Here is a 24995-nt window from a genome sequence, read left to right on the forward strand (position 1 = left end):
GTTGACTGATCAGTTGACTGAAACGACGCCATCGCTGGCAAGCCAGCTCCCACAGGTTTTTGTGTTTGCTTGAAAATGGCGAATACATCATGGCCATCTACTACTAAGGTCGTCTGGAACCTCTCTCGCAGCCGCATACATTAGCTACGTTCCAACAATAATCTGTGCTGCGAGGATAAAAACAATGAACGACAGCATTTACCTCTCGATTCAAAACAGTCCCCGATTCAAGGAGCTGGTTCAGAAAAGGGAACGATTCGCCTGGATTCTCTCGGCAATCATGCTTGGGCTGTACTCCGCATTCATTCTGCTGATCGCATACGGGCCGCATGTGCTCGGGGCGAAGCTCAGTCCTGAATCGTCAATCACCTGGGGCATCCCGATCGGTGTCGGCCTGATCATTTCGGCCTTCGTCCTGACCGGCATCTACGTGCGCCGCGCCAATGGCGAGTTCGACGACCTGAACAATGCGATTCTCAAGGAGGCTCAGCAATGATCCGGCGTCTACTGGCTCTTCTGAGCATTGCGGCATTCGCACCTGGCGCCTGGGCGGCTGACGCCCTGACCGGTGCGGTGGCCAAGCAACCGCTGAACATCCCGGCGATCCTGATGTTCGTGGCCTTCGTTGGCGCGACGCTGTACATCACCTACTGGGCCTCGAAGAAAAACAACTCGGCCGCCGACTATTACGCGGCGGGCGGCAAGATCACCGGTTTCCAGAACGGTCTGGCGATTGCCGGTGACTACATGTCGGCGGCGTCCTTCCTGGGGATCTCCGCGCTGGTGTTCACCTCCGGCTACGACGGCCTGATCTACTCGATCGGCTTCCTCGTCGGCTGGCCGATCATTCTGTTCCTGATCGCCGAGCGCCTGCGTAACCTGGGTAAATACACCTTTGCCGACGTGGCGTCCTACCGCCTTGGGCAAACCCAGATTCGCACGCTGTCGGCCTGCGGTTCGCTGGTGGTGGTGGCGTTCTACCTGATCGCGCAAATGGTCGGTGCCGGCAAGCTGATCCAGCTGCTGTTCGGCCTCGATTACCACGTTGCGGTGATTCTGGTCGGTGTGCTGATGTGCATGTACGTGCTGTTCGGCGGTATGCTCGCGACCACTTGGGTGCAGATCATCAAGGCCGTGCTGCTGCTGTCCGGTGCCTCGTTCATGGCACTGATGGTAATGAAGCACGTGGGCTTTGACTTCAACACGCTGTTCTCCGAAGCGATCAAGGTGCACGCCAAGGGCGAAGCGATCATGAGCCCGGGCGGGCTGGTCAAGGATCCGATCTCGGCATTCTCGCTGGGTCTGGCGCTGATGTTCGGTACCGCTGGCCTGCCGCACATTCTGATGCGCTTCTTCACCGTGAGTGACGCAAAAGAAGCGCGCAAGAGCGTGCTGTACGCTACCGGCTTCATTGGCTACTTCTACATCCTGACCTTCATCATCGGCTTCGGCGCGATCCTGCTGGTCAGCACCAACCCGGCCTTCAAGGATGCAGCGGGCGCCTTGCTCGGCGGCAACAACATGGCGGCGGTGCACCTGGCCAACGCGGTCGGCGGCAGCATCTTCCTCGGCTTTATCTCGGCGGTAGCGTTCGCGACCATTCTGGCAGTGGTAGCCGGTCTGACCCTGGCCGGTGCTTCGGCGGTCTCGCACGACCTGTACGCCAGTGTGATCAAGAAGGGCAAGGCCAACGAGAAGGATGAGATTCGCGTGTCGAAGATCACCACCATCGCCCTGGCGGTGCTGGCGATTGGTCTGGGCATTCTGTTCGAAAGCCAGAACATTGCGTTCATGGTCGGCCTGGCGTTCTCCATCGCGGCGAGCTGCAACTTCCCTGTGCTGCTGCTTTCGATGTACTGGAAGAAGCTGACCACCCGTGGCGCGATGATTGGCGGCTGGCTGGGTCTGATCAGTGCCGTGGGCCTGATGATCCTCGGCCCGACCATCTGGGTGCAGATTCTGCATCACGAGAAGGCGATCTTCCCTTACGAGTATCCGGCGCTGTTCTCGATGATCATTGCCTTTATCGGGATCTGGTTCTTCTCGATCACTGACAAGTCGGCGGCTGCGGATAACGAGCGGGCGCTGTTCTTCCCGCAGTTTGTGCGTTCGCAGACCGGGTTGGGGGCGAGTGGGGCGGTTTCGCACTAAGAGATGAAATGTGAGCTGCAAGCTTCATGCTTCAAGCTGCAAGAAAACGCCCTGGTTGAGAGATTGGGGCGTTTTTTTTGTGGGCGGTTATCGGTGGATCTGGTGTGAATATCCGTTGCTGCGGTAACGGCTTTTTACGGTTTCGCCCTTACGGCGACTCACTTTTTTTACAAACGCCTAAAAAAAGTAAGCAAAAAAACGCTTGCTCCTGCGTTCGGCCCTCGCAGGCTCGGGTTCCTTCGCTGCGGGAGCGGCTACGGTTTGCTTCGCTGCACCTCCTTCCGCTGTGTCTGGCTGCGCCAGACGGTCGCTGCGCTCCCACGCCCGGATCAATCCCTCCACTCAGCCTTCCGACGTCGCCGGTGGATCAAGATCAAGAGCACTCGAGCTTGCGCTCATTGTTGAGTGGTGCGGCTTCGCCGCGGGCGACTGCGCTGCTTTGCTTTTCTGTGGGAGCGAGCTTGCTCGCGAAGGCGGCCTGTCAGCCGACCTGTTTTTTGAGGGTGTACCCAATCCAATTGTAGGAGCTGTCGAAGGCTGCGATCTTTTGATCTGGCTTTTGCTCTTGCTCTTGCTTTTGCTCTGGCTCTTGATCTTTTGCCCCTTCGGCAGGGTTCGTTACGGGATCGATCCGGGGGTGGGAGCGCAGCGACCGTACGATGCAGTCGTACACAGCGAGTGTAGGTGCAGCGAAGCCAACCGTAGCCGCTGCGCCCGGATCGGTCCCGTAACGAAGGAACCCCGAGCCTCAGCGAGCGGGCCGTACGCCGGGGCAAAGCCTTTTGGGTTACCTTTTCGGCGTTTGGAAAAGGTAACTCGCTGTAAGAGCGAAACCATAAGAAGCCGTTACCGCAGCAACGGATATGCTCCCAATCCGATGAACACCAACAGAAACAAAAACGGCCTCTATATAAGAGGCCGTTCCTGACACACCACTAAACCATCACAAAAAAAGAAAAACCCTTATTTGCGATCTTCCAGCTTGGTGATGTCACGCGACTCGTAACCGGTGTACAGCTGGCGCGGACGGCCAATCTTGTACGGGCTCGAGAGCATTTCCTTCCAGTGCGAAATCCAGCCGACAGTACGTGCCAGGGCGAAAATCACCGTGAACATGCTGGTTGGAATGCCGATCGCCTTGAGGATGATCCCCGAGTAGAAGTCGACGTTCGGGTACAGCGAGCGCTCGATGAAGTACGGGTCGGTCAACGCGATCTCTTCCAGGCGCATGGCCAGTTCGAGTTGCGGATCGTTGTTGATGCCCAGTTCCTTCAACACTTCGTCGCAGGTCTGCTTCATGACAGTCGCGCGAGGGTCGCGGTTCTTGTAGACGCGGTGACCGAAGCCCATCAACTTGAACGGATCGTTCTTGTCCTTGGCCTTGGCGATGAACTTGTCGATGTTCGACACATCGCCAATCTCGTCGAGCATGGTCAGCACGGCTTCGTTCGCACCGCCGTGGGCAGGGCCCCACAGTGCGGCGATACCGGCGGCGATACAGGCGAACGGGTTGGCACCCGAAGAACCGGCCAGACGCACGGTGGAGGTCGAAGCGTTCTGCTCGTGGTCGGCGTGGAGGATGAAGATCCGGTCCATGGCCTTGGCGAGTACCGGGCTGATCGGTTTGATCTCGCACGGGGTGTTGAACATCATGTGCAGGAAGTTTTCCGCGTACGTCAGGTCGTTGCGCGGGTACATCATGGGTTGGCCCATGGAGTACTTGTAGACCATCGCTGCCAGGGTCGGCATCTTCGCAACCAGACGGATCGCGGAGATTTCGCGATGCTGCGGGTTATTGATGTCCAGGGAGTCGTGGTAGAAGGCCGAGAGGGCGCCGACTACACCGCACATGACGGCCATCGGGTGGGCGTCGCGACGGAAACCGTTGAAGAAGGTTTTCAGCTGCTCGTGAACCATGGTGTGGTTTTTCACGGTGCTGACGAACTGGGCCTTCTGTTCTGCGGTCGGCAATTCGCCGTTGAGCAGCAGGTAGCAGGTTTCCAGGTAGTCCGACTTTTCAGCCAGCTGTTCGATCGGGTAGCCGCGGTGCAACAGAATGCCGTTGTCGCCGTCGATATAGGTAATTTTCGATTCGCACGAAGCGGTCGACATGAAACCCGGGTCGAAAGTGAAGCGGCCCGTGGCCGTCAGGCCCCGAACATCGATTACATCGGGACCAACGGTGCCGGTTAAAATGGGCAGCTCGACGGGGGCTGCGCCCTCGATGATCAACTGCGCTTTTTTGTCAGCCATGTGGCCTCCTATTTATGCTTGAACCATCAGACAGACCCCCCACGCAGGGCCCGCACCACTATAGTGAGATAAATTCGAATGTCAATTTGCCTAAAGTCTTGCTCCAGAAGGCTTTAAGCCGACTTTTTCCTCGAAATTGCCTGCCATTTACGCCTTTTATGCAACTTGTGCAATCCGCTATTGGGGGTAGGTGAACGCGTTGTCATTAGTAGCCTAACTGTCTATACTCGGCCACCGACCGCCAAGGGCTTTTGGGCTTGCTTTCATTGGGGGTCGCATCCCTGGGTGGTGGTTACCTGACCAGTGCACTCCCCAACAACTTTGCCCTGATTGTTAGGGGCTCTTCAGTGTGAAAAAAAAGCCGTGAAAAGCCAACGACCTGTAAACCTAGACCTAAGGACCATCAAACTCCCAGTCACTGCTTACACGTCCATTCTTCACCGTATCTCCGGTGTCATCCTCTTCGTGTGCCTTGCCATCATGCTTTACGCATTGGACAAGTCGCTGAGCTCCGAGGAAGGCTTCGGTCAGGTGAAAGCGTGTCTGACCAGTCCGCTAGCCAAGCTAGTGATTTGGGGCATCCTGTCCGCTCTGCTGTATCACCTGGTAGCCGGTGTGCGCCACTTGATCATGGACATGGGCATCGGTGAGACGCTGGAAGGCGGCAAGCTGGGCTCGAAAATCGTTATCGCCGTTTCCGTGGTGGTAATCGTTCTGGCAGGAGTCTGGATATGGTAACTAACGTCACTAACCTGTCGCGTTCGGGCCTCTATGACTGGATGGCACAGCGTGTGTCTGCGGTCGTTCTCGCGGCTTACTTCATCTTTCTGATCGGATACATCGTCGCCAATCCTGGCCTCGAGTATGCCCAGTGGCATGAACTGTTCGCTCACAACGGAATGCGTATTTTCAGCCTGCTGGCCCTTGTTGCTCTGGGCGCTCACGCCTGGGTCGGCATGTGGACCATCGCGACCGACTACCTGACGCCAATGGCGTTCGGCAAGTCCGCAACGGCGATACGTTTCCTTTTCCAGGCAGTATGCGGCGTTGCGATGTTCGCTTACTTCGTCTGGGGTGTGCAGATTCTCTGGGGTATCTGATTCATGGCTAACATTCCAACGATTTCTTTCGACGCCATCATTATTGGTGGTGGCGGTGCCGGCATGCGCGCTGCGCTGCAGCTGGCACAGGGCGGCCACAAGACTGCGGTGATCACCAAGGTTTTCCCGACCCGCTCGCACACTGTATCCGCACAGGGTGGCATCACCTGCGCCATCGCTTCTGCCGACCCGAACGATGACTGGCGCTGGCACATGTACGATACCGTCAAGGGTTCCGACTACATCGGTGACCAGGACGCTATCGAATACATGTGTCAGGAAGGCCCGGCCGCTGTTTTCGAGCTGGACCACATGGGTCTGCCGTTCTCGCGTACCGAGCAAGGCCGCATCTATCAGCGTCCGTTCGGTGGCCAGTCCAAGGACTACGGCAAGGGCGGTCAGGCTGCACGTACCTGCGCTGCATCCGACCGTACCGGTCACGCGCTGCTGCACACGCTTTATCAGGGCAACCTGAAAGCCGGCACCACGTTCCTCAACGAGTACTACGCTGTTGATCTGGTGAAAAACCAGGAAGGCGAATTCGTCGGTGTGATCGCGATTTGCATCGAAACCGGTGAAACCTCCTACATCCGTGCCAAGGCCACCGTTCTGGCCACTGGCGGTGCAGGCCGTATCTACGCGTCCACCACCAACGCCCTGATCAACACCGGTGACGGCGTCGGCATGGCTCTGCGTGCTGGCGTGCCGGTACAAGACATCGAAATGTGGCAGTTCCACCCGACCGGCATCGCCGGCGCCGGTGTACTGGTTACCGAAGGTTGCCGTGGTGAAGGTGGTTACCTGATCAACAAGCACGGCGAGCGTTTCATGGAGCGTTATGCTCCGAACGCCAAAGACCTTGCCGGCCGTGACGTGGTTGCCCGTTCGATGGTCAAGGAAATCATCGCCGGTAACGGTTGCGGTCCGAATGGCGACCACGTGATGCTCAAACTCGACCACCTGGGCGAGGAAGTGCTGCACAGCCGTCTGCCAGGCATCTGCGAACTGTCGAAGACTTTCGCCCACGTTGACCCGGTCGTTGCTCCGGTTCCGGTTGTGCCGACCTGCCACTACATGATGGGCGGCGTTGCCACCAACATTCATGGCCAGGCGATCACCCAGAACGCCGAAGGTCAGGACCAGATCATTCCTGGTCTGTTCGCGGTAGGCGAAGTGGCTTGCGTATCGGTTCACGGTGCGAACCGTCTGGGCGGCAACTCGCTGCTCGACCTGGTGGTATTCGGTCGCGCTGCCGGCCTGCACCTGGAAAAGGCGTTGACCGATGGCATCGAATACGACGACGCTACCGAGTCCGACATCGAAGCTGCACTGTCGCGTCTGAACGCGCTGAACAACCGTACCGACGGTGAAGACGTCGCCACCCTGCGTCGCGAGCTGCAAAGCTGCATGCAGAACTACTTCGGTGTATTCCGTACCGGCGAATACATGCAGAAGGGCATCGCTCAGCTGGCCGATCTGCGCAAGCGTATCGCCAACGTGAAGATCAACGATAAGTCGCAGGCGTTCAACACTGCACGTATCGAAGCGCTGGAATTGCAAAACCTGCTGGAAGTGGCTGAAGCTACCGCCATCGCGGCCGAAGTACGTAAAGAGTCCCGCGGCGCTCACGCCCGTGAAGACTTCGAAGACCGTGATGACGAAAACTGGCTGTGCCACACCCTGTACTTCCCGGGTGACAAGCGCGTCACCAAGCGTGCCGTGAACTTCTCGCCGAAGACTGTTCCGACTTTCGAACCTAAAGTCCGGACTTATTAAGGGTGACCGCCATGTTGCAAGTCAGTGTTTATCGCTACAACCCTGATCAGGACGCTGCGCCGTTCATGCAGGATTTCCAGGTCGATACCGGTGGTAAAGACCTGATGGTGCTGGACGTGCTGGCCCTGATCAAAGAGCAGGACGAAGGTTTCTCCTATCGTCGCTCCTGCCGTGAAGGCGTCTGCGGCTCCGACGGCATGAACATCAACGGCAAGAACGGTCTGGCCTGCATCACGCCGCTGTCTGCCGTTGTAAAAGGCAACAAGCTGATCGTTCGTCCGCTGCCAGGTTTGCCGGTTATCCGTGACCTGGTCGTCGATATGAGCATCTTCTACAAGCAATACGAGAAGGTGAAGCCTTACCTGCAGAACGACACGCCGGCTCCGGCCATCGAGCGTCTGCAGTCGCCAGAAGAGCGTGAAAAGCTCGACGGTCTGTACGAGTGCATCCTGTGCGCCTGCTGCTCGACCTCTTGCCCGTCCTTCTGGTGGAACCCGGACAAGTTCCTGGGTCCAGCTGCACTGCTGCAAGCCTACCGCTTCCTGGCAGACAGCCGCGACACCAAGACCAGCGAACGTCTGGCTTCGCTTGACGACCCGTTCAGCGTTTTCCGCTGCCGGGGCATCATGAACTGCGTCAACGTATGTCCGAAAGGCCTGAACCCGACTAAGGCCATCGGTCACATCCGTAACATGCTGCTTTCGAGCGGCGTGTGATTCAGCTGCTGTAACCGTTGCACCGTAGAGGCTGTGGCGCGGGCTTCAACCCGCGTCATGGCTATAACCAGAGCAGTAGCCATAAGCTGCAGCTCTTCTTTTGAAGAAATGAGACAAGCAGGGGCATCCGGGCTGGTACCCGGACTATCAGTGTGATCCTAGGTGGCTTGTTTTAGTCGCTGCATTCGGACTTCTGCAAGTTTGCTCGGTGTCGACACCGATGGTGTTCCCCTAACCGAGGGTGACCAAGCATGCAAGAAAGCGTGATGCAGCGCATGTGGAACAGCGCCTACCTTTCAGGTGGAAACGCTGCCTATGTGGAAGAGCTTTATGAGCTCTACCTGCACGACCCTAACGCTGTGCCAGAAGAGTGGCGCACCTACTTTCAGAAGTTGCCAGCCGACGGCAACTCTGCCACTGATGTTTCGCACTCGACGATTCGCGATCATTTCGTGCTGCTGGCAAAGAACCAGCGCCGCGCCCAACCGGTTTCCGCCGGCAGCGTGAGCAGTGAGCACGAGAAGAAGCAAGTTGAAGTGCTGCGATTGATCCAGGCCTACCGTATGCGTGGCCACCAGGCAGCCCAGCTTGACCCGCTGGGACTGTGGCAGCGTCCTGCACCTGCAGACCTGTCGATCAATCATTACGGCTTGACCAATGCCGATCTTGATACGACCTTCCGTGCCGGCGACCTGTTCATCGGCAAAGAGGAAGCGAGCCTACGCGAAATTCACGAAGCGTTGCAGCAGACATATTGCCGCACCATCGGCGCTGAATTCACGCACATCACCGATTCCGAGCAGCGCCAGTGGTTCCAGCAGCGTCTGGAAAGCGTGCGTGGCCGTCCGACGTACTCCGCCGACATCAAGAGCCACCTGCTTGAGCGCGTGACTGCCGGTGAAGGCCTGGAAAAATACCTGGGCACCAAATACCCGGGCACCAAGCGTTTCGGTCTGGAAGGCGGCGAAAGCCTGATTCCGATGCTCGACGAACTGATCCAGCGTTCCGGCTCGTACGGCACCAAGGAAGTCGTCATCGGCATGGCCCACCGTGGCCGTCTGAACGTGCTGGTCAACACCTTCGGCAAGAACCCGCGCGAGCTGTTCGACGAGTTCGAAGGCAAGAAGAAGGTCGAGCTCGGTTCCGGTGACGTCAAATATCACCAGGGCTTCTCGTCCAACGTGATGACCACCGGCGGTGAAGTTCACCTGGCCATGGCGTTCAACCCATCCCACCTGGAAATCGTTTCCCCGGTGGTCGAGGGTTCGGTGCGCGCCCGTCAGGACCGTCGCAACGACCTGACCGGTGAGAAGGTACTGCCGATCTCCATCCACGGTGACGCGGCATTCGCCGGTCAGGGCGTGGTCATGGAAACCTTCCAGATGTCGCAGACCCGCGGTTTCAAGACCGGCGGTACCGTGCACATCGTGATCAACAACCAGGTTGGTTTCACCATCAGCAACCCGCTGGACTCGCGTTCCACCGAGTACGCCACCGACGTTGCGAAGATGATCCAGGCGCCGATCCTCCATGTGAATGGTGATGATCCGGAAGCCGTGCTGTTCGTGACCCAGCTGGCCATCGACTACCGCATGCAGTTCAAGCGTGACGTGGTGATCGATCTGGTCTGCTACCGTCGTCGCGGCCACAACGAGGCCGACGAGCCAAGCGGCACCCAGCCTCTGATGTATCAGCAGATCACCAAGCAGCGCACCACCCGCGAGCTGTACGCTGAACGCCTGACCCAGGCCGGTGTGCTCGACGCTGAACGTGTCCAGGCCAAGGTCGACGAATACCGCAACGCGCTGGACAACGGTCTGCACGTGGTGAAATCGCTGGTCAAAGAGCCGAACAAAGAGCTGTTCGTCGACTGGCGTCCGTATCTGGGCCACGCCTGGACCGCGCGTCACGACACGCGCTTCGATCTGAAGACCTTGCAAGAGCTGTCCGCCAAGCTGCTGGAAATTCCGGAAGGCTTCGTGGTCCAGCGTCAGGTCGCGAAGATCTACGAAGACCGTCAGAAGATGCAAGCCGGCGGCCTGCCGATCAACTGGGGTTACGCCGAAACCATGGCGTACGCGACCCTGGCGTTCGAAGGTCACCCGATTCGCATGACCGGTCAGGACATCGGCCGCGGTACGTTCTCGCACCGTCATGCTGTGCTGCACAACCAGAAAGACGCGGGCACCTACATTCCGCTGCAGAACCTGTACGACGGTCAGCCTCGCTTCGACCTGTACGACTCGTTCCTCTCGGAAGAAGCGGTACTGGCATTCGAATACGGTTACTCGACCACCACGCCAAATGCGCTGGTGATCTGGGAAGCCCAGTTCGGCGACTTCGCCAACGGTGCACAGGTCGTGATCGACCAGTTCATCACCAGCGGCGAGCACAAGTGGGGCCGTCTCTGCGGTCTGACCATGTTGCTGCCACACGGTTACGAAGGCCAGGGCCCTGAGCACAGTTCGGCACGTCTTGAGCGCTACCTGCAGCTGTGCGCCGAGCACAACATTCAGGTGTGCATGCCGACCACGCCGGCACAGATCTACCACTTGCTGCGTCGTCAGGTGATCCGTCCGCTGCGCAAGCCGCTGGTCGTGCTGACGCCGAAGTCGCTGCTGCGCCACAAGCTGGCCATCTCGACGCTGGAAGATCTGGCCGAAGGTTCGTTCCAGACCGTGATCCCGGAAATCGACGCTCTGGACCCGAAAAAGGTCGAGCGCGTGGTTCTGTGCAGCGGCAAGGTCTACTACGACCTGCTGGAAAAACGCCGTGCCGAAGGCCGCGAAGATATTGCCATCGTGCGTATCGAGCAGCTGTATCCGTTCCCTGAGGACGACTTGAAAGAAGTCCTGGCTCCGTACACCAACGTCAAACATGCCGTTTGGTGTCAGGAAGAGCCGATGAACCAGGGTGCCTGGTACTGCAGCCAGCATCACTTGCGTCGCAGCATCGCCAACCTCGACAAGACTCTCGTACTTGAGTACGCGGGCCGTGAGGCTTCGGCTGCACCAGCTTGTGGTTATGCATCGATGCACGCCGAGCAGCAGGAAAAACTGCTGCAAGACGCTTTCACTGTTTAACGCCTTCGCGCTGACTGAAACCGAATTTTAAGGACCCACAGATAATGGCTATCGAAATCAAAGCCCCGTCATTCCCGGAATCGGTTGCCGATGGCACCGTTGCCACCTGGCACAAGAAACCAGGTGAGGCCGTCAAGCGTGACGATCTGATCGTCGACATCGAAACCGACAAAGTCGTGCTCGAAGTGTTGGCTGAAGCGGACGGCGTGCTGGGCGCAATCGTTGCCGAAGAAGGCGCTACCGTTCTGTCGAACCAGGTTCTGGGCTCGATCGAAGAGGGCGGCGCTGCTGCCGCTGCTCCAGCCGCCGCTGCTGCTCCGGTTGCTGCTGCCGCTGACGCTCCGGCTGCCGACGGCGAAGATGATCCGATCGCAGCACCAGCTGCACGCAAGCTGGCTGAAGAGAACGGCATCAACATCGCTTCCGTTGCCGGCACCGGCAAGGGTGGTCGTGTGACCAAGGAAGACGTGGTTGCAGCTGTTGCTGCGAAGAAAGCCGCTCCGGCTGCCGCGCCTGCCAAGGCTGCTGCTCCTTCGGCCGCCGCTCCGGTGTTCGCCGCTGGCGACCGTATCGAGAAGCGCGTACCGATGACTCGCGTACGTGCCACCGTGGCCAAGCGTCTGGTTGAAGCCCAGTCGAACATGGCGATGCTGACCACGTTCAACGAAGTCGACATGACTGAAGTCATGGCGCTGCGTTCGAAATACAAGGACCTGTTCGAGAAGTCCCACAACGGCGTACGCCTGGGCTTCATGTCGTTCTTCGTGAAAGCGGCCACCGAAGCGCTGAAACGCTTCCCGGCTGTCAACGCGTCGATCGACGGCGGCGACATCGTTTACCACGGCTATGCGGACATCGGCGTTGCCGTTTCCAGCGACCGTGGCCTGGTGGTACCGGTTCTGCGTAACGCCGAACTGATGAGCCTGGCTGAAATCGAAGGCGGCATCGCAACATTTGGCAAGAAAGCCCGTGACGGCAAACTGTCGATGGACGAGATGACCGGTGGTACCTTCACCATCACCAACGGTGGTACCTTCGGGTCGATGATGTCGACACCAATCGTCAACCCGCCGCAGGCAGCGATTCTGGGCATGCACAACATCATCCAGCGTCCGATGGCCATCAACGGTCAGGTCGTGATCCGTCCGATGATGTACCTGGCACTGTCCTACGATCACCGCCTGATCGATGGCAAAGAAGCTGTGACCTTCCTGGTGACCATCAAGAACCTGCTGGAAGATCCGGCTCGTCTGTTGCTGGATATCTAAAAAGCAGCTGCAAGCTTTCAGCTACAAGCCTCAAGCTCAAGACGAGCGGTTAGGCTTGCAGCTCGAAGCTTGCGGCTTGTAGCTTTATTGCTAAAGAGGATTTTTTGAATGTCGCAGAAATTTGACGTAGTAGTGATCGGTGCCGGCCCTGGTGGCTACGTAGCGGCCATCAAGGCTGCTCAGTTGGGCCTGACCACTGCCTGCATCGAGAAATACACCGACGCAGAGGGCAAGCAAGCCCTGGGCGGTACCTGCCTGAACGTGGGCTGCATTCCTTCCAAGGCGCTGCTCGACAGCTCGTGGAAATACAAGGAAGCCAAAGAGAGCTTCAACGTTCACGGCATCTCGACCGGCGAAGTCAAAATGGACGTCGCTGCGATGGTTGGCCGCAAGGCTGGCATCGTCAAGAACCTGACCGGCGGCGTTGCCACCCTGTTCAAGGCCAACGGCGTTACTTCGATCCAAGGCCACGGCAAGCTGCTGGCCGGCAAGAAAGTCGAAGTCACCAAGCCGGACGGTTCGGTTGAAGTCATCGAAGCGGAAAACGTCATCCTCGCGCCAGGTTCGCGTCCGATCGACATTCCACCAGCTCCGGTTGACCAGAAAGTCATCGTCGATTCGACTGGCGCGCTGGAATTCCAGTCCGTTCCTAAACGTCTGGGCGTGATCGGCGCTGGCGTGATCGGTCTGGAGCTGGGTTCGGTATGGTCGCGTCTGGGTGCAGAAGTGACTGTTCTCGAAGCGCTGGACACTTTCCTGATGGCAGCGGACACCGCTGTTTCCAAGGAAGCGCTGAAAACCCTGACCAAACAGGGTCTGGATATCAAGCTGGGCGCGCGCGTTACCGGTTCGAAAGTCAACGGCGAAGAAGTCGTCGTCAACTACACCGATGCCAACGGCGAACAGACCATCACTTTCGACAAGCTGATCGTAGCCGTTGGTCGCCGTCCGGTGACCACTGATCTGCTGTCTGCCGACTGCGGCGTGGAAATCGACGAGCGCGGTTTCATCGCGGTCGATGACCATTGCGTCACAGCTGTACCGGGCGTCTTCGCCATCGGTGACGTGGTTCGCGGCATGATGCTGGCCCACAAGGCTTCGGAAGAAGGCATCATGGTTGTCGAGCGCATCAAGGGCCACAAGGCTCAGATGAACTATGATTTGATCCCTTCGGTTATTTATACTCACCCGGAAATCGCGTGGGTTGGCAAAACCGAGCAGGCGCTGAAGGCCGAAGGCGTTGAAGTCAACGTCGGCACCTTCCCGTTCGCCGCTTCCGGCCGTGCCATGGCTGCCAACGATACCGGTGGTTTCGTCAAGGTCATCGCCGATGCCAAGACCGACCGCGTATTGGGCGTGCACGTGATTGGCCCGAGCGCTGCAGAACTGGTTCAGCAGGGCGCGATCGGTATGGAATTCGGCACCAGCGCTGAAGACCTGGGCATGATGGTTTTCTCCCATCCGACCCTGTCCGAAGCCTTGCACGAAGCTGCTCTGGCAGTGAATGGCGGCGCCATTCACATTGCCAACCGCAAGAAGCGTTGAGGGCTTTGTGAAAACGTAGCGAGCGAAGGAAAGACAAGGCAAAAACAGGCGAGAAAGCGGAGTTGACGTCAGTCAATGAGCATTTGGAGCCTGTTTTTAACGCAGTATTTCCGAGCGCAGCAGTTTTCACATGCCCGAAAGAGACAATAAGAAACCACGGCGGTAGCGGCCCGTCGTGAGCCTTGCGAGCAAGACTCACCGCGGAATGTCCGCCGGACGCAGTCTTGCGTAGCCCAGCTACGCAAGCAGCAGTCACAGGTGGCGCGGCACTCAAACGAGCGCAGCGCCGAATGCGCAGTACCTAACGAAGACGGTAAAAAGCATGAATCTTCACGAGTATCAGGGTAAGCAGCTGTTCGCTGAATACGGCCTGCCAGTTTCCACTGGTTACGCAGTAGACACCCCGGAAGCAGCAGCAGAAGCTTGCGACAAGATCGGCGGCAACGAGTGGGTCGTCAAAGCCCAGGTTCACGCCGGTGGTCGCGGTAAAGCGGGCGGCGTAAAGCTGGTTCGCAGCAAAGAAGACGCCAAAGCCTTCGCACAGCAGTGGCTGGGCAAGCGTCTGGTGACTTACCAGACTGACGCCAATGGCCAGCCAGTCACCAAGATCCTGGTTGAATCGTGCACTGATATCGCTAAAGAGCTGTACCTGGGCGCTGTCGTTGACCGTTCGAGCCGTCGCATCGTGTTCATGGCGTCCACCGAAGGTGGCGTGGACATCGAGAAAATCGCTCACGACACTCCAGAAAAAATTCTCAAGGCCACTATCGATCCACTGGTTGGCGCTCAGCCATCCCAGGGTCGCGAGCTGGCATTCCAGCTGGGTCTGGAAGGCAAGCAGGTCACTCAGTTCGCCAAGATCTTCGTAGGTCTGGCCAAGCTGTTCAAAGACCACGACCTGGCTCTGCTGGAAGTGAACCCGCTGGTGATCAAGGCTGACGGCGATCTGCACTGCCTGGACGCGAAGATCAACATCGACGCCAACGCCATGTACCGTCAGCCTAAGCTGAAGGCTTTCCACGATCCGTCGCAGGACGATCCGCGCGAAGCGCACGCTGCCAAGTTCGAACTGAACTACGTAGCCCTGGAAGGCAACATCGGCTGCATGGTCAACGGTGCCGGTCTGGCCATGGGTACCATGGACATCGTCAACCTGCATGGCGGCAAGCCAGCCAACTTCCTCGACGTAGGTGGTGGCGCTACCAAGGAACGCGTTACTGAAGCGTTCAAGATCATCCTGTCCGACCAGAACGTCGCGGCAGTACTGGTCAACATCTTCGGCGGCATCGTTCGCTGCGACATGATTGCCGAAGGCATCATCGGCGCCGTGAAAGAAGTCGGCGTGAAAATCCCGGTTGTTGTTCGCCTTGAAGGCAACAACGCTGAGCTGGGCGCTAAAGTACTGGCAGAAAGCGGTTTGAACATCATCGCTGCTACCAGCCTGACCGACGCTGCTCAACAAGTTGTCAAAGCTGCGGAGGGCAAATAATGAGCGTCCTGATCAATAAAGACACCAAAGTTATCTGCCAGGGTATTACCGGTTCGCAAGGTAGTTTCCACACCCAGCAAGCCATCGAATACGGCACCAAGATGGTTGGTGGCGTAACTCCAGGCAAGGGCGGCACCGAGCACCTGGGTCTGCCAGTGTTCAACACCGTAAAAGACGCAGTAGCTGCCACTGGCGCTACCGCCAGCGTGATCTACGTTCCGGCTCCGTTCTGCAAGGACTCGATCCTGGAAGCGGCATTCGGCGGCATCAAGCTGATCGTCTGCATCACCGAAGGCATTCCTACCCTGGACATGCTGGACGCCAAAGTTAAGTGCGACGAGCTGGGCGTAGTCCTGATCGGCCCTAACTGCCCAGGCGTGATCACCCCAGGCGAATGCAAGATCGGCATCATGCCAGGTCACATTCACTTGCCAGGCAAGGTCGGTATCGTTTCGCGTTCCGGCACCCTGACCTATGAAGCTGTGAAGCAGACCACTGACGCCGGTTTCGGTCAGTCGACTTGCGTCGGCATCGGCGGTGACCCGATCCCGGGTTCGAACTTCATCGACATCCTGAAGCTGTTCCAGGAAGACCCGAAGACCGAAGCGATCGTGATGATCGGCGAGATCGGCGGTTCGGCTGAAGAAGAAGCGGCTGCCTACATCAAGGCTAACGTGACCAAACCTGTTGTTTCCTACATCGCTGGTGTGACTGCTCCTCCGGGCAAGCGCATGGGCCATGCTGGCGCAATCATCTCTGGCGGCAAAGGCACTGCAGACGAGAAATTCGCTGCGCTGCAAGACGCAGGCGTAAAAACCGTGCGTTCGCTGGCAGACATCGGCAAGGCCCTGGCCGAGCTGACTGGCTGGGAAGTGAAGAAGTAAGCTTCGGCTGACTTTTTGTTCCAGCAACAAAGGCCACCTTCGGGTGGCCTTTGTCGTTTAAGGGCAGCTTCAAGCTTCAAGCGGCTAGCTGCAAGATAAAAGCTTGCAGCTTGAAACTTGTAGCTTGCAGCTGCTTTTCTTATGTAAACGCGACACGGAAACGTCGCGTATCGGATAGTTCGCCCTCCAACAGTGCGTTTGTCAGGCAAATTCGTTAGGCTGGCAGCCATTTTTGCGTCCGCCGCCCACAAGGCAGCCACGCGCTTTAAGGGTCAGTCCCATACGGATCGACAGCATTTCCCTAATCCAACAGGGCAATCCCCCTCTAAATTCCGATTTCAGTAGTGTGGTATTACCTTAATGAAAGTTTTGAAAGGTCAGGACATCCTGGCACTTGGTTTTATGACGTTTGCCCTGTTTGTCGGGGCCGGTAACATCATTTTCCCGCCGATCGTCGGCTTGCAGGCCGGACCTCACGTCTGGATGGCCGCGCTGGGCTTTCTGATCACTGCCGTAGGTTTGCCGGTAGTGACCGTGGTGGCGTTGGCCAAGGTCGGCGGCGCGATGGATGCGTTGAGCAGCCCGATCGGCAAGATCGCTGGCGGTATCCTCGCGGCGGCGTGCTATCTGGCCGTGGGGCCGCTGTTCGCCACGCCGCGCACCGCGACCGTATCCTTCGAAGTGGGTCTGGCGCCGTTGACCGGCGAAAGCCCGCTGGCGCTGTTCCTCTACAGCTCGGTGTACTTCCTGCTGGTGTTCTTCATTTCGCTCTACCCTGGGCGTTTGCTGGATACCGTTGGCCGCTTCCTCGCGCCGCTGAAAATCATCGCGCTGGCAGTGTTGGGTATCGCTGCATTTGCCTTGCCGGCAGGTGACATCGGTCACGGCACGCCGGAATACGTCGCCGCGCCATTTTCGCAAGGGTTCATTAATGGTTATCTGACCATGGATACCCTCGGGGCACTGGTGTTCGGCATTGTTATCGTTAACGCGATCCGCTCCCGTGGCGTCGAGTCGCCGGCGCTGATCACCCGTTACGCGATCATCGCCGGGCTGATTGCCGGCGTGGGTCTGGCACTGGTCTACGTCAGCCTGTTCCGCCTCGGTTCCGGCAGCCATGAGGTCGCGGTCGGCGCCACCAACGGCGCGGCGGTGTTGCATGCCTACGTGCAGCACACCTTCGGTTCGCTGGGCAGCGGTTTCCTTGCGGTGCTGATCTCGCTGGCGTGTCTGGTCACGGCGGTCGGCCTGACCTGTGCCTGCGCTGAATACTTCAGCCGTGTGCTGCCACTGTCCTACAAGACGCTGGTGATCATCCTCGCGGCGTTCTCGCTGCTGGTCTCCAACTTGGGTCTGACCAAACTGATCGCCTTTTCGATTCCGGTACTCACCGCGATCTACCCGCCGTGCATCGTTCTGGTGGCGCTGAGCTTCTGCAAGGATTTCTGGCATGAGCACGGGCGCATTCTTGGCCCGGTGATGCTGGTGTCGTTCCTGTTCGGCACCATCGATGCTCTGAAAGGCGCTGGTCTGGCCGACCGGATGCCAACTCAGCTCAGCCACTTGCCGCTGAGCGAGCAGGGGCTGGCGTGGCTGGTGCCGTGCGTGATGACCCTGGTGGTCGCCGTGGTCTGCGATCGCCTGCTGGGCAAGCGCAGCGAAGTCACTGCGTAACGTGGTTTGACCCGCCACAAGTGGGTCGGGCCCGGTTAAACAGAAATGCCCCGTATCAATCGATACGGGGCATTTTTTATGCGCGTGAGGCAGTGTCTTTTTTGCTGAGCTAACGTCGAAGGGTTGCTTAGCTTTTATGTAGGAGTGAGCCTGCTCGCGATAGCGGTTTGTCGGTCACGTCACTATTGAATGAAAAACCGCTATCGCGAGCAGGCTCACTCCTACAGGTGTACAGCGTCTACATCTCACAAGGAATTGCATGTCGTTCATCCAAGCCAATCTGATCCACTTGCTCGCCGCCGTCTGGTTTGTCGTCTGCTGGGGCGGTTACACCCGTTATGCCACCTGGAAGGCTCGCGACACAGCGTGTCTGGCCAGCGTGTTGCACCTGTACCGCGAAGACTGGATGCGCCGCATGCTGCTGCGTGACAACCGCATTGCCGACGCCAGCGTGATCGGCAATCTGGAGCGCAACGCCTCGTTTTTCGCGTCCAGCACGCTGATCATCCTTGCCGGTATTCTCACCGTGCTCGGTGCGTCCGACCGAGCCGTGTCGTTGTTGGCGGATATTCCGATGGTGCAGCAGGCGTCGCAAGGCATGTCGGAGATCAAGTTGCTGTGCCTGGCAATGGTGTTCGTCTATGCGTTCTTCACTTTCAGCTGGTGCATGCGCCAATACAACTTCGCGGCGATTCTGGTCGGTTCAGCGCCGATGATCGGCGAGCGCCAAGTGACCGAGCAGGAACGCAAGGCCTTCGCTTCACGGGCGGCGCGGGTGATTTCGATGGCGGCCAACCAGTTCAACTTCGGCCTGCGTTCTTATTACTTCGGCATGAGCATGTTGGCGTGGTTCGTCAGCCCATGGCTGTTCATGATCATGAGCGCCGGTGTCGTGGTGGTTTTGTACCGCCGCGAGTTTCATTCCGACGTTCTCGATGTCATGGTCTATACCCCTACAGAGGCGCCCGTCCCTGAGGCAAACAAAGAGGCTGTTTGATGAGTATTCCGTTCTGGTGTGTGTTTATCAGTGCTTTATTGATCTACGTGGCGCGCATGCCGGTGGCCAGGGCCATGAAAGAGCAGGGCGGTTATGACAATCACTTGCCCCGGCAGCAACAGGCGCAGTTGACCGGCTTCGGCGCCAGGGCGCTGGCGGCCCATCAGAACAGCATCGAAGCGTTCATCCTGTTCGCCGTCGGTGTGCTGATGGCGCACACCACGCAAACCGCGGGTTGGCTGATCGATGCGCTGGCGATCATCTTTGTGATCTCGCGGATCTGCTACCTGTGGTTCTATCTGGCCGACCTGCCGAAGTTGCGTAGCCTGATGTGGCTAGTTGGATTTGTGTGTTCGTTGTTACTGATGATTAGTCCGACTTTTAGAACCGTGTTGCTCTAAACGGTAAATCGCAGGCAAAAGAAAACCCGCACTTGGCGGGTTTTCTTTTCACACCAGAAAGCTTATTGCTTTTTGGCGGCTTCGTCTTGAGCAGCGGCGTTCGATTCAGCCTGAGCTTTGGCAGCTTCAGCGTTTTCTTTTGCTGCGTCGTTCACTTTATCCTGAGCTTTGTTCATGTCTTGCTGAGCTTGCTCAGCATGTTGGTTGGCATCTTGAGCTTTGTCCTCGGATTTTTTATCGCAGGCAGCGAGACCGAGGGAAGCGGTCAACATCAAGGCAATAGCTAAAGTCTTACGCATGGGGTGTATCTCCTTATGGAAAATAACTACTGGCCTTAAGAACTCGGCGCTACGGGTTAAGTTCCTCAATTGTTTCAGATATATAAGTTTGTTTTATCACGGAACTTTTGCCGCTTTTCTCACTACTGGCACAAGGCCCAAACGCGAGTAATTATCACATGGCCGAAAACCCCGTCTTTGAGCGCGCGACGCGCTTTTTATCGGCATTGCGCCACTGTCAGGTCTTGGGTCTGCAAGTGCACAGTGCGTCCAGCGAAGGGCTGACGGTGATCCTGCCGTACAGCGAAAAAATCGTCGGCAATCCCGAAACCGGCGTCATCCATGGCGGCGCCATCACTTCGCTGATGGACACCGCTTGCGGTATGTCGACCCTGTGCGTGCTGCCAGAGTTCGAAGTCTGCCCGACTCTTGATCTGCGCATCGACTACATGCACGCCGCCGAACCGCACAAAGCGGTGTATGGCTTCGCCCAGTGCTACCGCGTTACCACCGACGTGATTTTTGCCCGGGGTTTTGCCTACCAGGACGATCCCGAGCAACCGATTGCCCACGTCGTCGGCACATTCATGCGCATGGGCATCGGTCTGAAGGGCAGCAAGGGTTTCGCGGGCGCGATCAAGGGAGCGAGCCAATGAGCAACGATATCAGGGAGCAGCTGCAACAGGCCCACGCGCAGGGCGATTACGCGCCGCTGCTGGCATTGATCCCTTACGCCGGGCTGATCGGTATCGAGTGCTCGCGAGTCGGCGATGAGTTGCTGTTCAAGCTGCCGGCGAACAAGGACAACATTGGTAACCCTTTATTGCCGGCGATCCACGGCGGGGTGATTGCCGGCTTCATGGAGCTGGCCGCAGCCCTGCATTTGCTGATATTTATCGGCACGCCGGGTGTGCCGAAGATCATCGATTTTTCCCTCGATTACCTGCGCGCCGGGCAGTTTCGCGACACCTGGGCCAGGTGCCAGGTCTGCCGTCAGGGCCGGCGCGTGGCCAACGTTGCGGTCACGGCGTGGCAGAGTACCGAGGCCGAACCGATCGCCACCGCCCGTGCGCACTTCAAAATTGATGAGCCCTTGAAATCCTGAACAGCGCCCCCAACTCAGATGACAACCCGCCGCAGACCATTCGGGTCGCGGCCAATGCCATCTGATTGGAGTTTGATGACCATGAGTGTGGAAACTCAAAAGGAAACCCTGGGCTTCCAGACCGAGGTAAAGCAGCTGCTGCACCTCATGATCCATTCGCTGTATTCGAATAAGGAAATTTTCCTTCGCGAATTGATCTCGAACGCCTCTGACGCTGTCGACAAGCTGCGCTTCGAAGCCCTGGCCAAGCCTGAGTTGCTCGAAGGTGGCGCTGACCTGAAAATCCGTGTGAGCTTCGACAAGGACGCCAAGACCGTCACCCTCGAAGACAACGGTATCGGCATGAACCGTGACGATGTGATCACCCACCTGGGGACCATCGCCAAATCTGGCACCGCCGACTTCATGAAAAACCTGTCCGGCGATCAGAAGAAAGATTCGCACCTCATCGGCCAGTTCGGTGTCGGCTTCTATTCGGCCTTCATCGTCGCCGACAAGGTTGACGTTTACAGCCGTCGCGCCGGCACTGCCGCCAGCGAAGGCGTGCACTGGTCGTCGAAAGGCGAGGGCGAGTTCGAAGTCGCCACCATCGACAAGCCAGAGCGCGGCACCCGCATCGTCCTGCACCTGAAGTCCGGTGAAGACGAATTCGCGGATGGCTGGCGTCTGCGCAACATCATCAAGAAGTATTCCGACCACATCGCTTTGCCGATCGAACTGCCGAAGGAAGTCACTCCGGCCGAAGGCGAAGAGGCTCCCGCCGTTGAATGGGAAACCGTCAACCGCGCCAGCGCCCTGTGGACCCGTCCGCGCACTGAGGTGAAGGACGAGGAATACCAGGAGTTCTACAAACACATCGCTCACGATTTCGAAAATCCGCTGTCGTGGAGCCACAACAAGGTTGAAGGCAAGCTTGAGTACAGCTCGCTGCTGTACGTGCCGGCCCGCGCGCCGTTCGACCTGTACCAGCGTGAAGCGCCGAAAGGCCTTAAGCTGTACGTGCAGCGTGTGTTTGTCATGGATCAGGCCGAGTCGTTCCTGCCGCTGTACCTGCGCTTCATCAAAGGCGTGGTCGATTCCAACGACCTGTCGCTGAACGTGTCGCGTGAAATCCTGCAGAAAGACCCGATCATCGATTCGATGAAAACCGCGCTGACCAAGCGCGTTCTGGACATGCTGGAAAAACTGGCGAAGAACGAGCCAGAGCAATACAAAGGCTTCTGGAAAAACTTCGGTCAGGTCATGAAAGAAGGCCCGGCAGAAGACTTCGCCAACAAGGAGAAAATCGCTGGTCTGCTGCGTTTCGCATCGACCCAGGGCGACGACGGTGAGCAGGTTGTCGGTCTGGCTGACTACCTGGCCCGCGCCAAGGAAGGTCAGGACAAGATCTACTACCTCACCGGCGAAACCTACGCGCAGGTCAAGAACAGCCCGCACCTGGAAGTCTTCCGCAAGAAAGGCATCGAAGTGCTGCTGCTGACCGATCGTATCGACGAGTGGCTGATGAGCTACCTCAGCGAATTCGACGGCAAGACTTTTGTCGACGTGGCGCGCGGTGACCTCGATCTGGGCAACCTGGACTCGGAAGAGGACAAGAAAGCTGCGGAAGAAGTCGCCAAGTCCAAAGAAGGCTTGGTCGAGCGTCTGAAAACTGCGCTGGGCGATTCCGTCGCTGAAGTTCGCGTGTCGCATCGTCTGACCGATTCGCCGGCCATTCTGGCCATCGGCGAACAGGACCTGGGCCTGCAAATGCGCCAGATCCTCGAGGCCAGCGGGCAGAAAGTCCCGGATTCGAAGCCGATCTTCGAATTCAACCCGAGCCACCCGCTGATCGAGAAACTCGATGGCGAGCAGAGCGAAGAGCGGTTTGGCGACCTGTCGCACATCCTCTTCGATCAGGCCGCTCTGGCGGCAGGCGACAGCTTGAAGGATCCGGCCGCATATGTGCGCCGTCTGAACAAGCTGCTGGTTGAACTGTCGGTTTGATCACGTTGTAGGAAAAACCCGCTTCGGCGGGTTTTTTCGTTCTGGTGTTTACTCAATCAGGAGTCAGAAATGAGCCAAGTCACTGTACGTTCCGTGGTCTATCAGATTGACGGCCAGGCCTATGAAGGTCGCCTTGCCTTCGACGCTGAGCATAAGGGCGCGCGCCCGGGTTTGCTGATGGCGCCGAACTGGATGGGCGTCAGCGCCGGTGCCGAAGACATCGCCAAAGCGGTGGCGGCCGAGGGTTACGTAGTGTTGATCGCGGATGTCTATGGCCAGACCGTACGTCCGCAGAATGCAGACGAGGCGCTGGCAGCAATGATGCCGCTCAAGGACGATCGCGCGCTGCTGCGCAAGCGTCTGCAGGTGGCTTTCGAGCAATTGCAGAGCCAGGGCGAAGCGGCGGTTGATACGTCGAAACTGGCGGTGTTCGGTTTCTGCTTCGGTGGTTGCTGTGCGCTGGATCTGGCCCGCACGGGCGCGCCGGTAAAAGCGGCGGTGTCGTTCCACGGCACGCTGGATTCGCCGAATCCGGCGGATGCGCAGAACATCAAGGGCTCGGTGCTGGTGCTGCACGGCGCATCCGATCCGTTGGTGCCGAAGGAGCAACTGCCGGCGTTTGAAGAGGAAATGAACGCGGCGAAGGTCGACTGGCAGTTGCTCAGCTACGGCGGTGCGGTGCATTCGTTTACTGATCCGCACGCCAACGTACCGGGCAAGATGATGTACGACGAAAAGACCGCCAAGCGCGCGTTCAAGTCGATGCATGATTTGCTGGATGAAGTGTTCAAGGGCTGATTGCCCTCAGATCAAAAGATCGCAGCCTTCGGCAGCTCCTACGTAAGTCCGGTGTAGGAGCTGCCGAAGGCTGCGATCTTTTGTTTTTAACGGCCTGGCGGTAATTCGATCCGCTCGACTTCCCCCGGCACCGTCGGCCAATCCTTGGCTGCCCATTTGCGCCGTGCCTCATCAATCGCCCCCGGATCACTGGCAACAAAATTCCAGTTGATCCGCCTCGGACCGTCCAGCGCCGCGCCGCCGAACACCACCGCGTGCACATCGCTTTCGGCAAACAGGCTCATCTCTTCGCCGGCTGGCAATACCACCAGCGCATGCGGCTCGATCGCCTCGCCATTCAACTGCGCATCACCGCTCAACACGTACACCGCGCGTTCTTCATGCTCGGTGGGAATCAGCAGGGTGGTAGCAGTCTGCATCTTCACTTCGGCATACAGCGTCGGAGAAAGCACCGGTACCGGCGATTCCAGGCAAAAACCTGACCCGGCAATCATGCGAATCTGCACGCCGAGGTTATCGCTGACCGGCAACGTCGCTGCCGGATGATGGCTGTAATGCCCCGGGCCCTGTTCGTGTTCTTTGGGGGAGGCCAGCCAGACTTGCAGGCCGTGCAGGGTGAAGGTCTCGGCGAGCAGCGGCGCAGGCGTACGCTCGACGTGGGCGATGGCGCTGCCAGCGGTCATCCAGCTGACATCGCCGGCAGCGACCACTTGATCAGAACCCAGACTGTCCTTGTGCTGCAATTGCCCTTCGAACAGATAGGTAAGCGTCGACAGACCAATGTGCGGATGTTGTCGGATATCCATGCCTTTACCGGTCAGATAAATCGTCTCGAGCATGTGGTCGAAAAACACGAAAGGCCCAACGTTGCGGCATTTGGCTGACGGCAGCGGGCGCAGAATCGGCTGGCCTTCGACGTCTTCGGCGCGGGGGCGGATGATCAGGAGTGGCGTGTCCATGGTGCATTCCAGGCTGAGCGGGTGATGCCAGAAGCATAACCCGCCGCTGGCATCGGGAGGATTATTGGCTATCGAAGCCTTGTGGCGCGTGAGTTTCGATGCTGACTTCGCTGGTGGTCATCAATTTGTGAATCGGGCAGCGATCGGCCACACGCAGCAGTTCCTCGCGCTGGGCGTCAGTCAGCACGCCTTTGAGCGTCAGGCTGACATGCAGGGCGTATTTGCCTTTCTGTTCCTGGCTGTTGTCGCGCTTCACTTCGACGCCCACGCCGGTCAGCGGGATGTCTTTTTTCTTCGCGTACATCTTCAGGGTCAGCGCTTTGCAGGCGCCGAGGGCGGCGTCGAAGTAGTCGTGTGGTTCTGGCGCGGTGCCTTCACCACCGGCGGTTTTCGGTACGTCAGCAAACAATTCGTGGTCGTCGATCTGGACGGTGTGACGAAAACCTTCGGCAGAGACAGTATTGACGGTGACAGTCATGGAAACCTCACAGGCGGCAGGAAAAATCGTTCGATCAAAACAGACCTTGCAGTT

At 58.2% G+C, this 24995-nt stretch carries 22 protein-coding genes; 18 read left to right on the top strand and 4 right to left on the bottom strand.

The window, feature by feature from the left end; translation table 11 throughout:
• Nucleotides 1–184: 184 nt before the first annotated feature.
• Together ACZ0AZ_RS17110 and ACZ0AZ_RS17115 are read left to right on the top strand one after the other, a co-directional pair.
• The gene (locus ACZ0AZ_RS17110) at nt 185–496 is read left to right on the top strand and encodes a DUF485 domain-containing protein (RefSeq protein ID WP_016771016.1); all 312 of its coding nucleotides are present in this window, start codon (nt 185–187) and stop codon (nt 494–496) included.
• On the top strand, nt 493–2151 hold the full coding sequence (locus tag ACZ0AZ_RS17115; protein ID WP_039763646.1) for a cation acetate symporter: 1659 nt from the start codon (nt 493–495) through the stop codon (nt 2149–2151). Before ACZ0AZ_RS17110 ends, ACZ0AZ_RS17115 begins: the two co-directional genes overlap by 4 nt.
• 963 nt (nt 2152–3114) lie before the next feature.
• On the opposite strand, the gene gltA is transcribed toward ACZ0AZ_RS17115, so the two are convergent.
• On the bottom strand, nt 3115–4404 hold the full coding sequence (gltA, locus tag ACZ0AZ_RS17120) for a citrate synthase (protein ID WP_003222994.1): 1290 nt from the start codon (nt 4402–4404) through the stop codon (nt 3115–3117).
• Nucleotides 4405–4767: 363 nt separating this feature from the next.
• On the opposite strand from gltA, the gene sdhC reads away from it, so the two are divergent.
• The 12 genes from sdhC (at nt 4768) to ACZ0AZ_RS17180 (ending at nt 19337) form a co-directional block, all read left to right on the top strand.
• Complete coding sequence (sdhC, locus tag ACZ0AZ_RS17125; protein WP_016773673.1) at nt 4768–5142, top strand: succinate dehydrogenase, cytochrome b556 subunit; 375 nt, start codon at nt 4768–4770, stop codon at nt 5140–5142.
• On the top strand, nt 5136–5504 hold the full coding sequence (sdhD, locus tag ACZ0AZ_RS17130; protein WP_008049683.1) for a succinate dehydrogenase, hydrophobic membrane anchor protein: 369 nt from the start codon (nt 5136–5138) through the stop codon (nt 5502–5504). The genes sdhC and sdhD overlap by 7 nt, the downstream gene beginning before the upstream one ends.
• 3 nt (nt 5505–5507) lie before the next feature.
• Nucleotides 5508–7280: a succinate dehydrogenase flavoprotein subunit gene (gene sdhA / locus ACZ0AZ_RS17135; RefSeq protein ID WP_024012149.1), complete on the top strand. Its 1773-nt coding sequence runs from the start codon at nt 5508–5510 to the stop codon at nt 7278–7280.
• An 11-nt stretch (nt 7281–7291) separates the two neighbouring features.
• Entirely contained in the window at nt 7292–7996 is a 705-nt protein-coding gene (locus ACZ0AZ_RS17140; protein WP_016773675.1) for a succinate dehydrogenase iron-sulfur subunit, read from the top strand.
• Nucleotides 7997–8247: 251 nt separating this feature from the next.
• On the top strand, nt 8248–11079 hold the full coding sequence (locus ACZ0AZ_RS17145; RefSeq protein WP_042607586.1) for a 2-oxoglutarate dehydrogenase E1 component: 2832 nt from the start codon (nt 8248–8250) through the stop codon (nt 11077–11079).
• A 44-nt stretch (nt 11080–11123) separates the two neighbouring features.
• Nucleotides 11124–12347: a 2-oxoglutarate dehydrogenase complex dihydrolipoyllysine-residue succinyltransferase gene (gene odhB / locus ACZ0AZ_RS17150; RefSeq protein ID WP_129999278.1), complete on the top strand. Its 1224-nt coding sequence runs from the start codon at nt 11124–11126 to the stop codon at nt 12345–12347.
• Nucleotides 12348–12455: 108 nt separating this feature from the next.
• Nucleotides 12456–13892 carry a dihydrolipoyl dehydrogenase gene (gene lpdA / locus ACZ0AZ_RS17155; protein WP_016773678.1) on the top strand — a complete coding sequence of 479 codons (1437 nt, stop codon included), beginning with the start codon at nt 12456–12458 and terminating at the stop codon, nt 13890–13892.
• 322 nt (nt 13893–14214) lie between these two features.
• Entirely contained in the window at nt 14215–15381 is a 1167-nt protein-coding gene (gene sucC / locus ACZ0AZ_RS17160; RefSeq protein WP_016773679.1) for an ADP-forming succinate--CoA ligase subunit beta, read from the top strand.
• Entirely contained in the window at nt 15381–16265 is an 885-nt protein-coding gene (sucD, locus tag ACZ0AZ_RS17165; protein ID WP_016773680.1) for a succinate--CoA ligase subunit alpha, read from the top strand. Before sucC ends, sucD begins: the two co-directional genes overlap by 1 nt.
• 360 nt (nt 16266–16625) lie before the next feature.
• Nucleotides 16626–17939 (top strand): branched-chain amino acid transport system II carrier protein, encoded by a 1314-nt coding sequence (gene brnQ, locus ACZ0AZ_RS17170; RefSeq protein WP_039763657.1) that lies wholly within the window; start codon nt 16626–16628, stop codon nt 17937–17939.
• Between the two features lie 259 nt (nt 17940–18198).
• Complete coding sequence (locus ACZ0AZ_RS17175) at nt 18199–18936, top strand: DUF599 domain-containing protein (protein ID WP_129999277.1); 738 nt, start codon at nt 18199–18201, stop codon at nt 18934–18936.
• Complete coding sequence (locus ACZ0AZ_RS17180; RefSeq protein ID WP_310407174.1) at nt 18936–19337, top strand: MAPEG family protein; 402 nt, start codon at nt 18936–18938, stop codon at nt 19335–19337. Before ACZ0AZ_RS17175 ends, ACZ0AZ_RS17180 begins: the two co-directional genes overlap by 1 nt.
• A 62-nt stretch (nt 19338–19399) precedes the next feature.
• Here ACZ0AZ_RS17180 and ACZ0AZ_RS17185 read toward each other — a convergent pair whose 3' ends face one another.
• Nucleotides 19400–19636 carry a hypothetical protein gene (locus ACZ0AZ_RS17185; protein ID WP_008082962.1) on the bottom strand — a complete coding sequence of 79 codons (237 nt, stop codon included), beginning with the start codon at nt 19634–19636 and terminating at the stop codon, nt 19400–19402.
• Between the two features lie 158 nt (nt 19637–19794).
• Between ACZ0AZ_RS17185 and ACZ0AZ_RS17190 the strand changes: the two genes are divergently transcribed.
• The 4 genes from ACZ0AZ_RS17190 (at nt 19795) to ACZ0AZ_RS17205 (ending at nt 23504) form a co-directional block, all read left to right on the top strand.
• Nucleotides 19795–20271, top strand: a complete 477-nt coding sequence (locus ACZ0AZ_RS17190) for a PaaI family thioesterase (RefSeq protein WP_056783901.1) — start codon at nt 19795–19797, stop codon at nt 20269–20271.
• Nucleotides 20268–20720 carry a PaaI family thioesterase gene (locus ACZ0AZ_RS17195; protein ID WP_039763665.1) on the top strand — a complete coding sequence of 151 codons (453 nt, stop codon included), beginning with the start codon at nt 20268–20270 and terminating at the stop codon, nt 20718–20720. The genes ACZ0AZ_RS17190 and ACZ0AZ_RS17195 overlap by 4 nt, the downstream gene beginning before the upstream one ends.
• A gap of 81 nt (nt 20721–20801) precedes the next feature.
• Nucleotides 20802–22706 (top strand): molecular chaperone HtpG, encoded by a 1905-nt coding sequence (gene htpG, locus ACZ0AZ_RS17200; RefSeq protein ID WP_071171478.1) that lies wholly within the window; start codon nt 20802–20804, stop codon nt 22704–22706.
• A gap of 69 nt (nt 22707–22775) precedes the next feature.
• Nucleotides 22776–23504, top strand: a complete 729-nt coding sequence (locus ACZ0AZ_RS17205) for a dienelactone hydrolase family protein (protein WP_039763667.1) — start codon at nt 22776–22778, stop codon at nt 23502–23504.
• Between the two features lie 86 nt (nt 23505–23590).
• Here the strand turns inward: ACZ0AZ_RS17205 and ACZ0AZ_RS17210 are convergent, their stop codons facing one another.
• Entirely contained in the window at nt 23591–24463 is an 873-nt protein-coding gene (locus ACZ0AZ_RS17210) for a pirin family protein (protein ID WP_463537778.1), read from the bottom strand.
• Nucleotides 24464–24524: 61 nt separating this feature from the next.
• Nucleotides 24525–24941, bottom strand: a complete 417-nt coding sequence (locus tag ACZ0AZ_RS17215) for an OsmC family protein (protein WP_463548269.1) — start codon at nt 24939–24941, stop codon at nt 24525–24527.
• Nucleotides 24942–24995: the final 54 nt, after the last annotated feature.

It is taken from the genome of Pseudomonas sp. AC239 (assembly GCF_979258545.1).

Excerpts from the sequence above, each read along its gene's own strand:
- ACZ0AZ_RS17115 (WP_039763646.1), top strand. The coding sequence starts at position 493 with ATGATCCGGCGTCTACTGGCTCTTCTGAGCATTGCGGCATTCGCACCT.
- ACZ0AZ_RS17140 (WP_016773675.1), top strand. The coding sequence starts at position 7,292 with ATGTTGCAAGTCAGTGTTTATCGCTACAACCCTGATCAGGACGCTGCG.
- ACZ0AZ_RS17210 (WP_463537778.1), bottom strand. The coding sequence starts at position 24,463 with ATGGACACGCCACTCCTGATCATCCGCCCCCGCGCCGAAGACGTCGAA.
- lpdA (WP_016773678.1), top strand. The coding sequence starts at position 12,456 with ATGTCGCAGAAATTTGACGTAGTAGTGATCGGTGCCGGCCCTGGTGGC.
- brnQ (WP_039763657.1), top strand. The coding sequence starts at position 16,626 with ATGAAAGTTTTGAAAGGTCAGGACATCCTGGCACTTGGTTTTATGACG.
- ACZ0AZ_RS17190 (WP_056783901.1), top strand. The coding sequence starts at position 19,795 with ATGGCCGAAAACCCCGTCTTTGAGCGCGCGACGCGCTTTTTATCGGCA.
- sdhA (WP_024012149.1), top strand. The coding sequence starts at position 5,508 with ATGGCTAACATTCCAACGATTTCTTTCGACGCCATCATTATTGGTGGT.
- sdhD (WP_008049683.1), top strand. The coding sequence starts at position 5,136 with ATGGTAACTAACGTCACTAACCTGTCGCGTTCGGGCCTCTATGACTGG.
- gltA (WP_003222994.1), bottom strand. The coding sequence starts at position 4,404 with ATGGCTGACAAAAAAGCGCAGTTGATCATCGAGGGCGCAGCCCCCGTC.
- sucD (WP_016773680.1), top strand. The coding sequence starts at position 15,381 with ATGAGCGTCCTGATCAATAAAGACACCAAAGTTATCTGCCAGGGTATT.
- ACZ0AZ_RS17185 (WP_008082962.1), bottom strand. The coding sequence starts at position 19,636 with ATGCGTAAGACTTTAGCTATTGCCTTGATGTTGACCGCTTCCCTCGGT.
- ACZ0AZ_RS17215 (WP_463548269.1), bottom strand. The coding sequence starts at position 24,941 with ATGACTGTCACCGTCAATACTGTCTCTGCCGAAGGTTTTCGTCACACC.
- ACZ0AZ_RS17145 (WP_042607586.1), top strand. The coding sequence starts at position 8,248 with ATGCAAGAAAGCGTGATGCAGCGCATGTGGAACAGCGCCTACCTTTCA.
- ACZ0AZ_RS17110 (WP_016771016.1), top strand. The coding sequence starts at position 185 with ATGAACGACAGCATTTACCTCTCGATTCAAAACAGTCCCCGATTCAAG.
- sucC (WP_016773679.1), top strand. The coding sequence starts at position 14,215 with ATGAATCTTCACGAGTATCAGGGTAAGCAGCTGTTCGCTGAATACGGC.
- htpG (WP_071171478.1), top strand. The coding sequence starts at position 20,802 with ATGAGTGTGGAAACTCAAAAGGAAACCCTGGGCTTCCAGACCGAGGTA.
- ACZ0AZ_RS17195 (WP_039763665.1), top strand. The coding sequence starts at position 20,268 with ATGAGCAACGATATCAGGGAGCAGCTGCAACAGGCCCACGCGCAGGGC.
- ACZ0AZ_RS17175 (WP_129999277.1), top strand. The coding sequence starts at position 18,199 with ATGTCGTTCATCCAAGCCAATCTGATCCACTTGCTCGCCGCCGTCTGG.
- odhB (WP_129999278.1), top strand. The coding sequence starts at position 11,124 with ATGGCTATCGAAATCAAAGCCCCGTCATTCCCGGAATCGGTTGCCGAT.
- ACZ0AZ_RS17180 (WP_310407174.1), top strand. The coding sequence starts at position 18,936 with ATGAGTATTCCGTTCTGGTGTGTGTTTATCAGTGCTTTATTGATCTAC.
- ACZ0AZ_RS17205 (WP_039763667.1), top strand. The coding sequence starts at position 22,776 with ATGAGCCAAGTCACTGTACGTTCCGTGGTCTATCAGATTGACGGCCAG.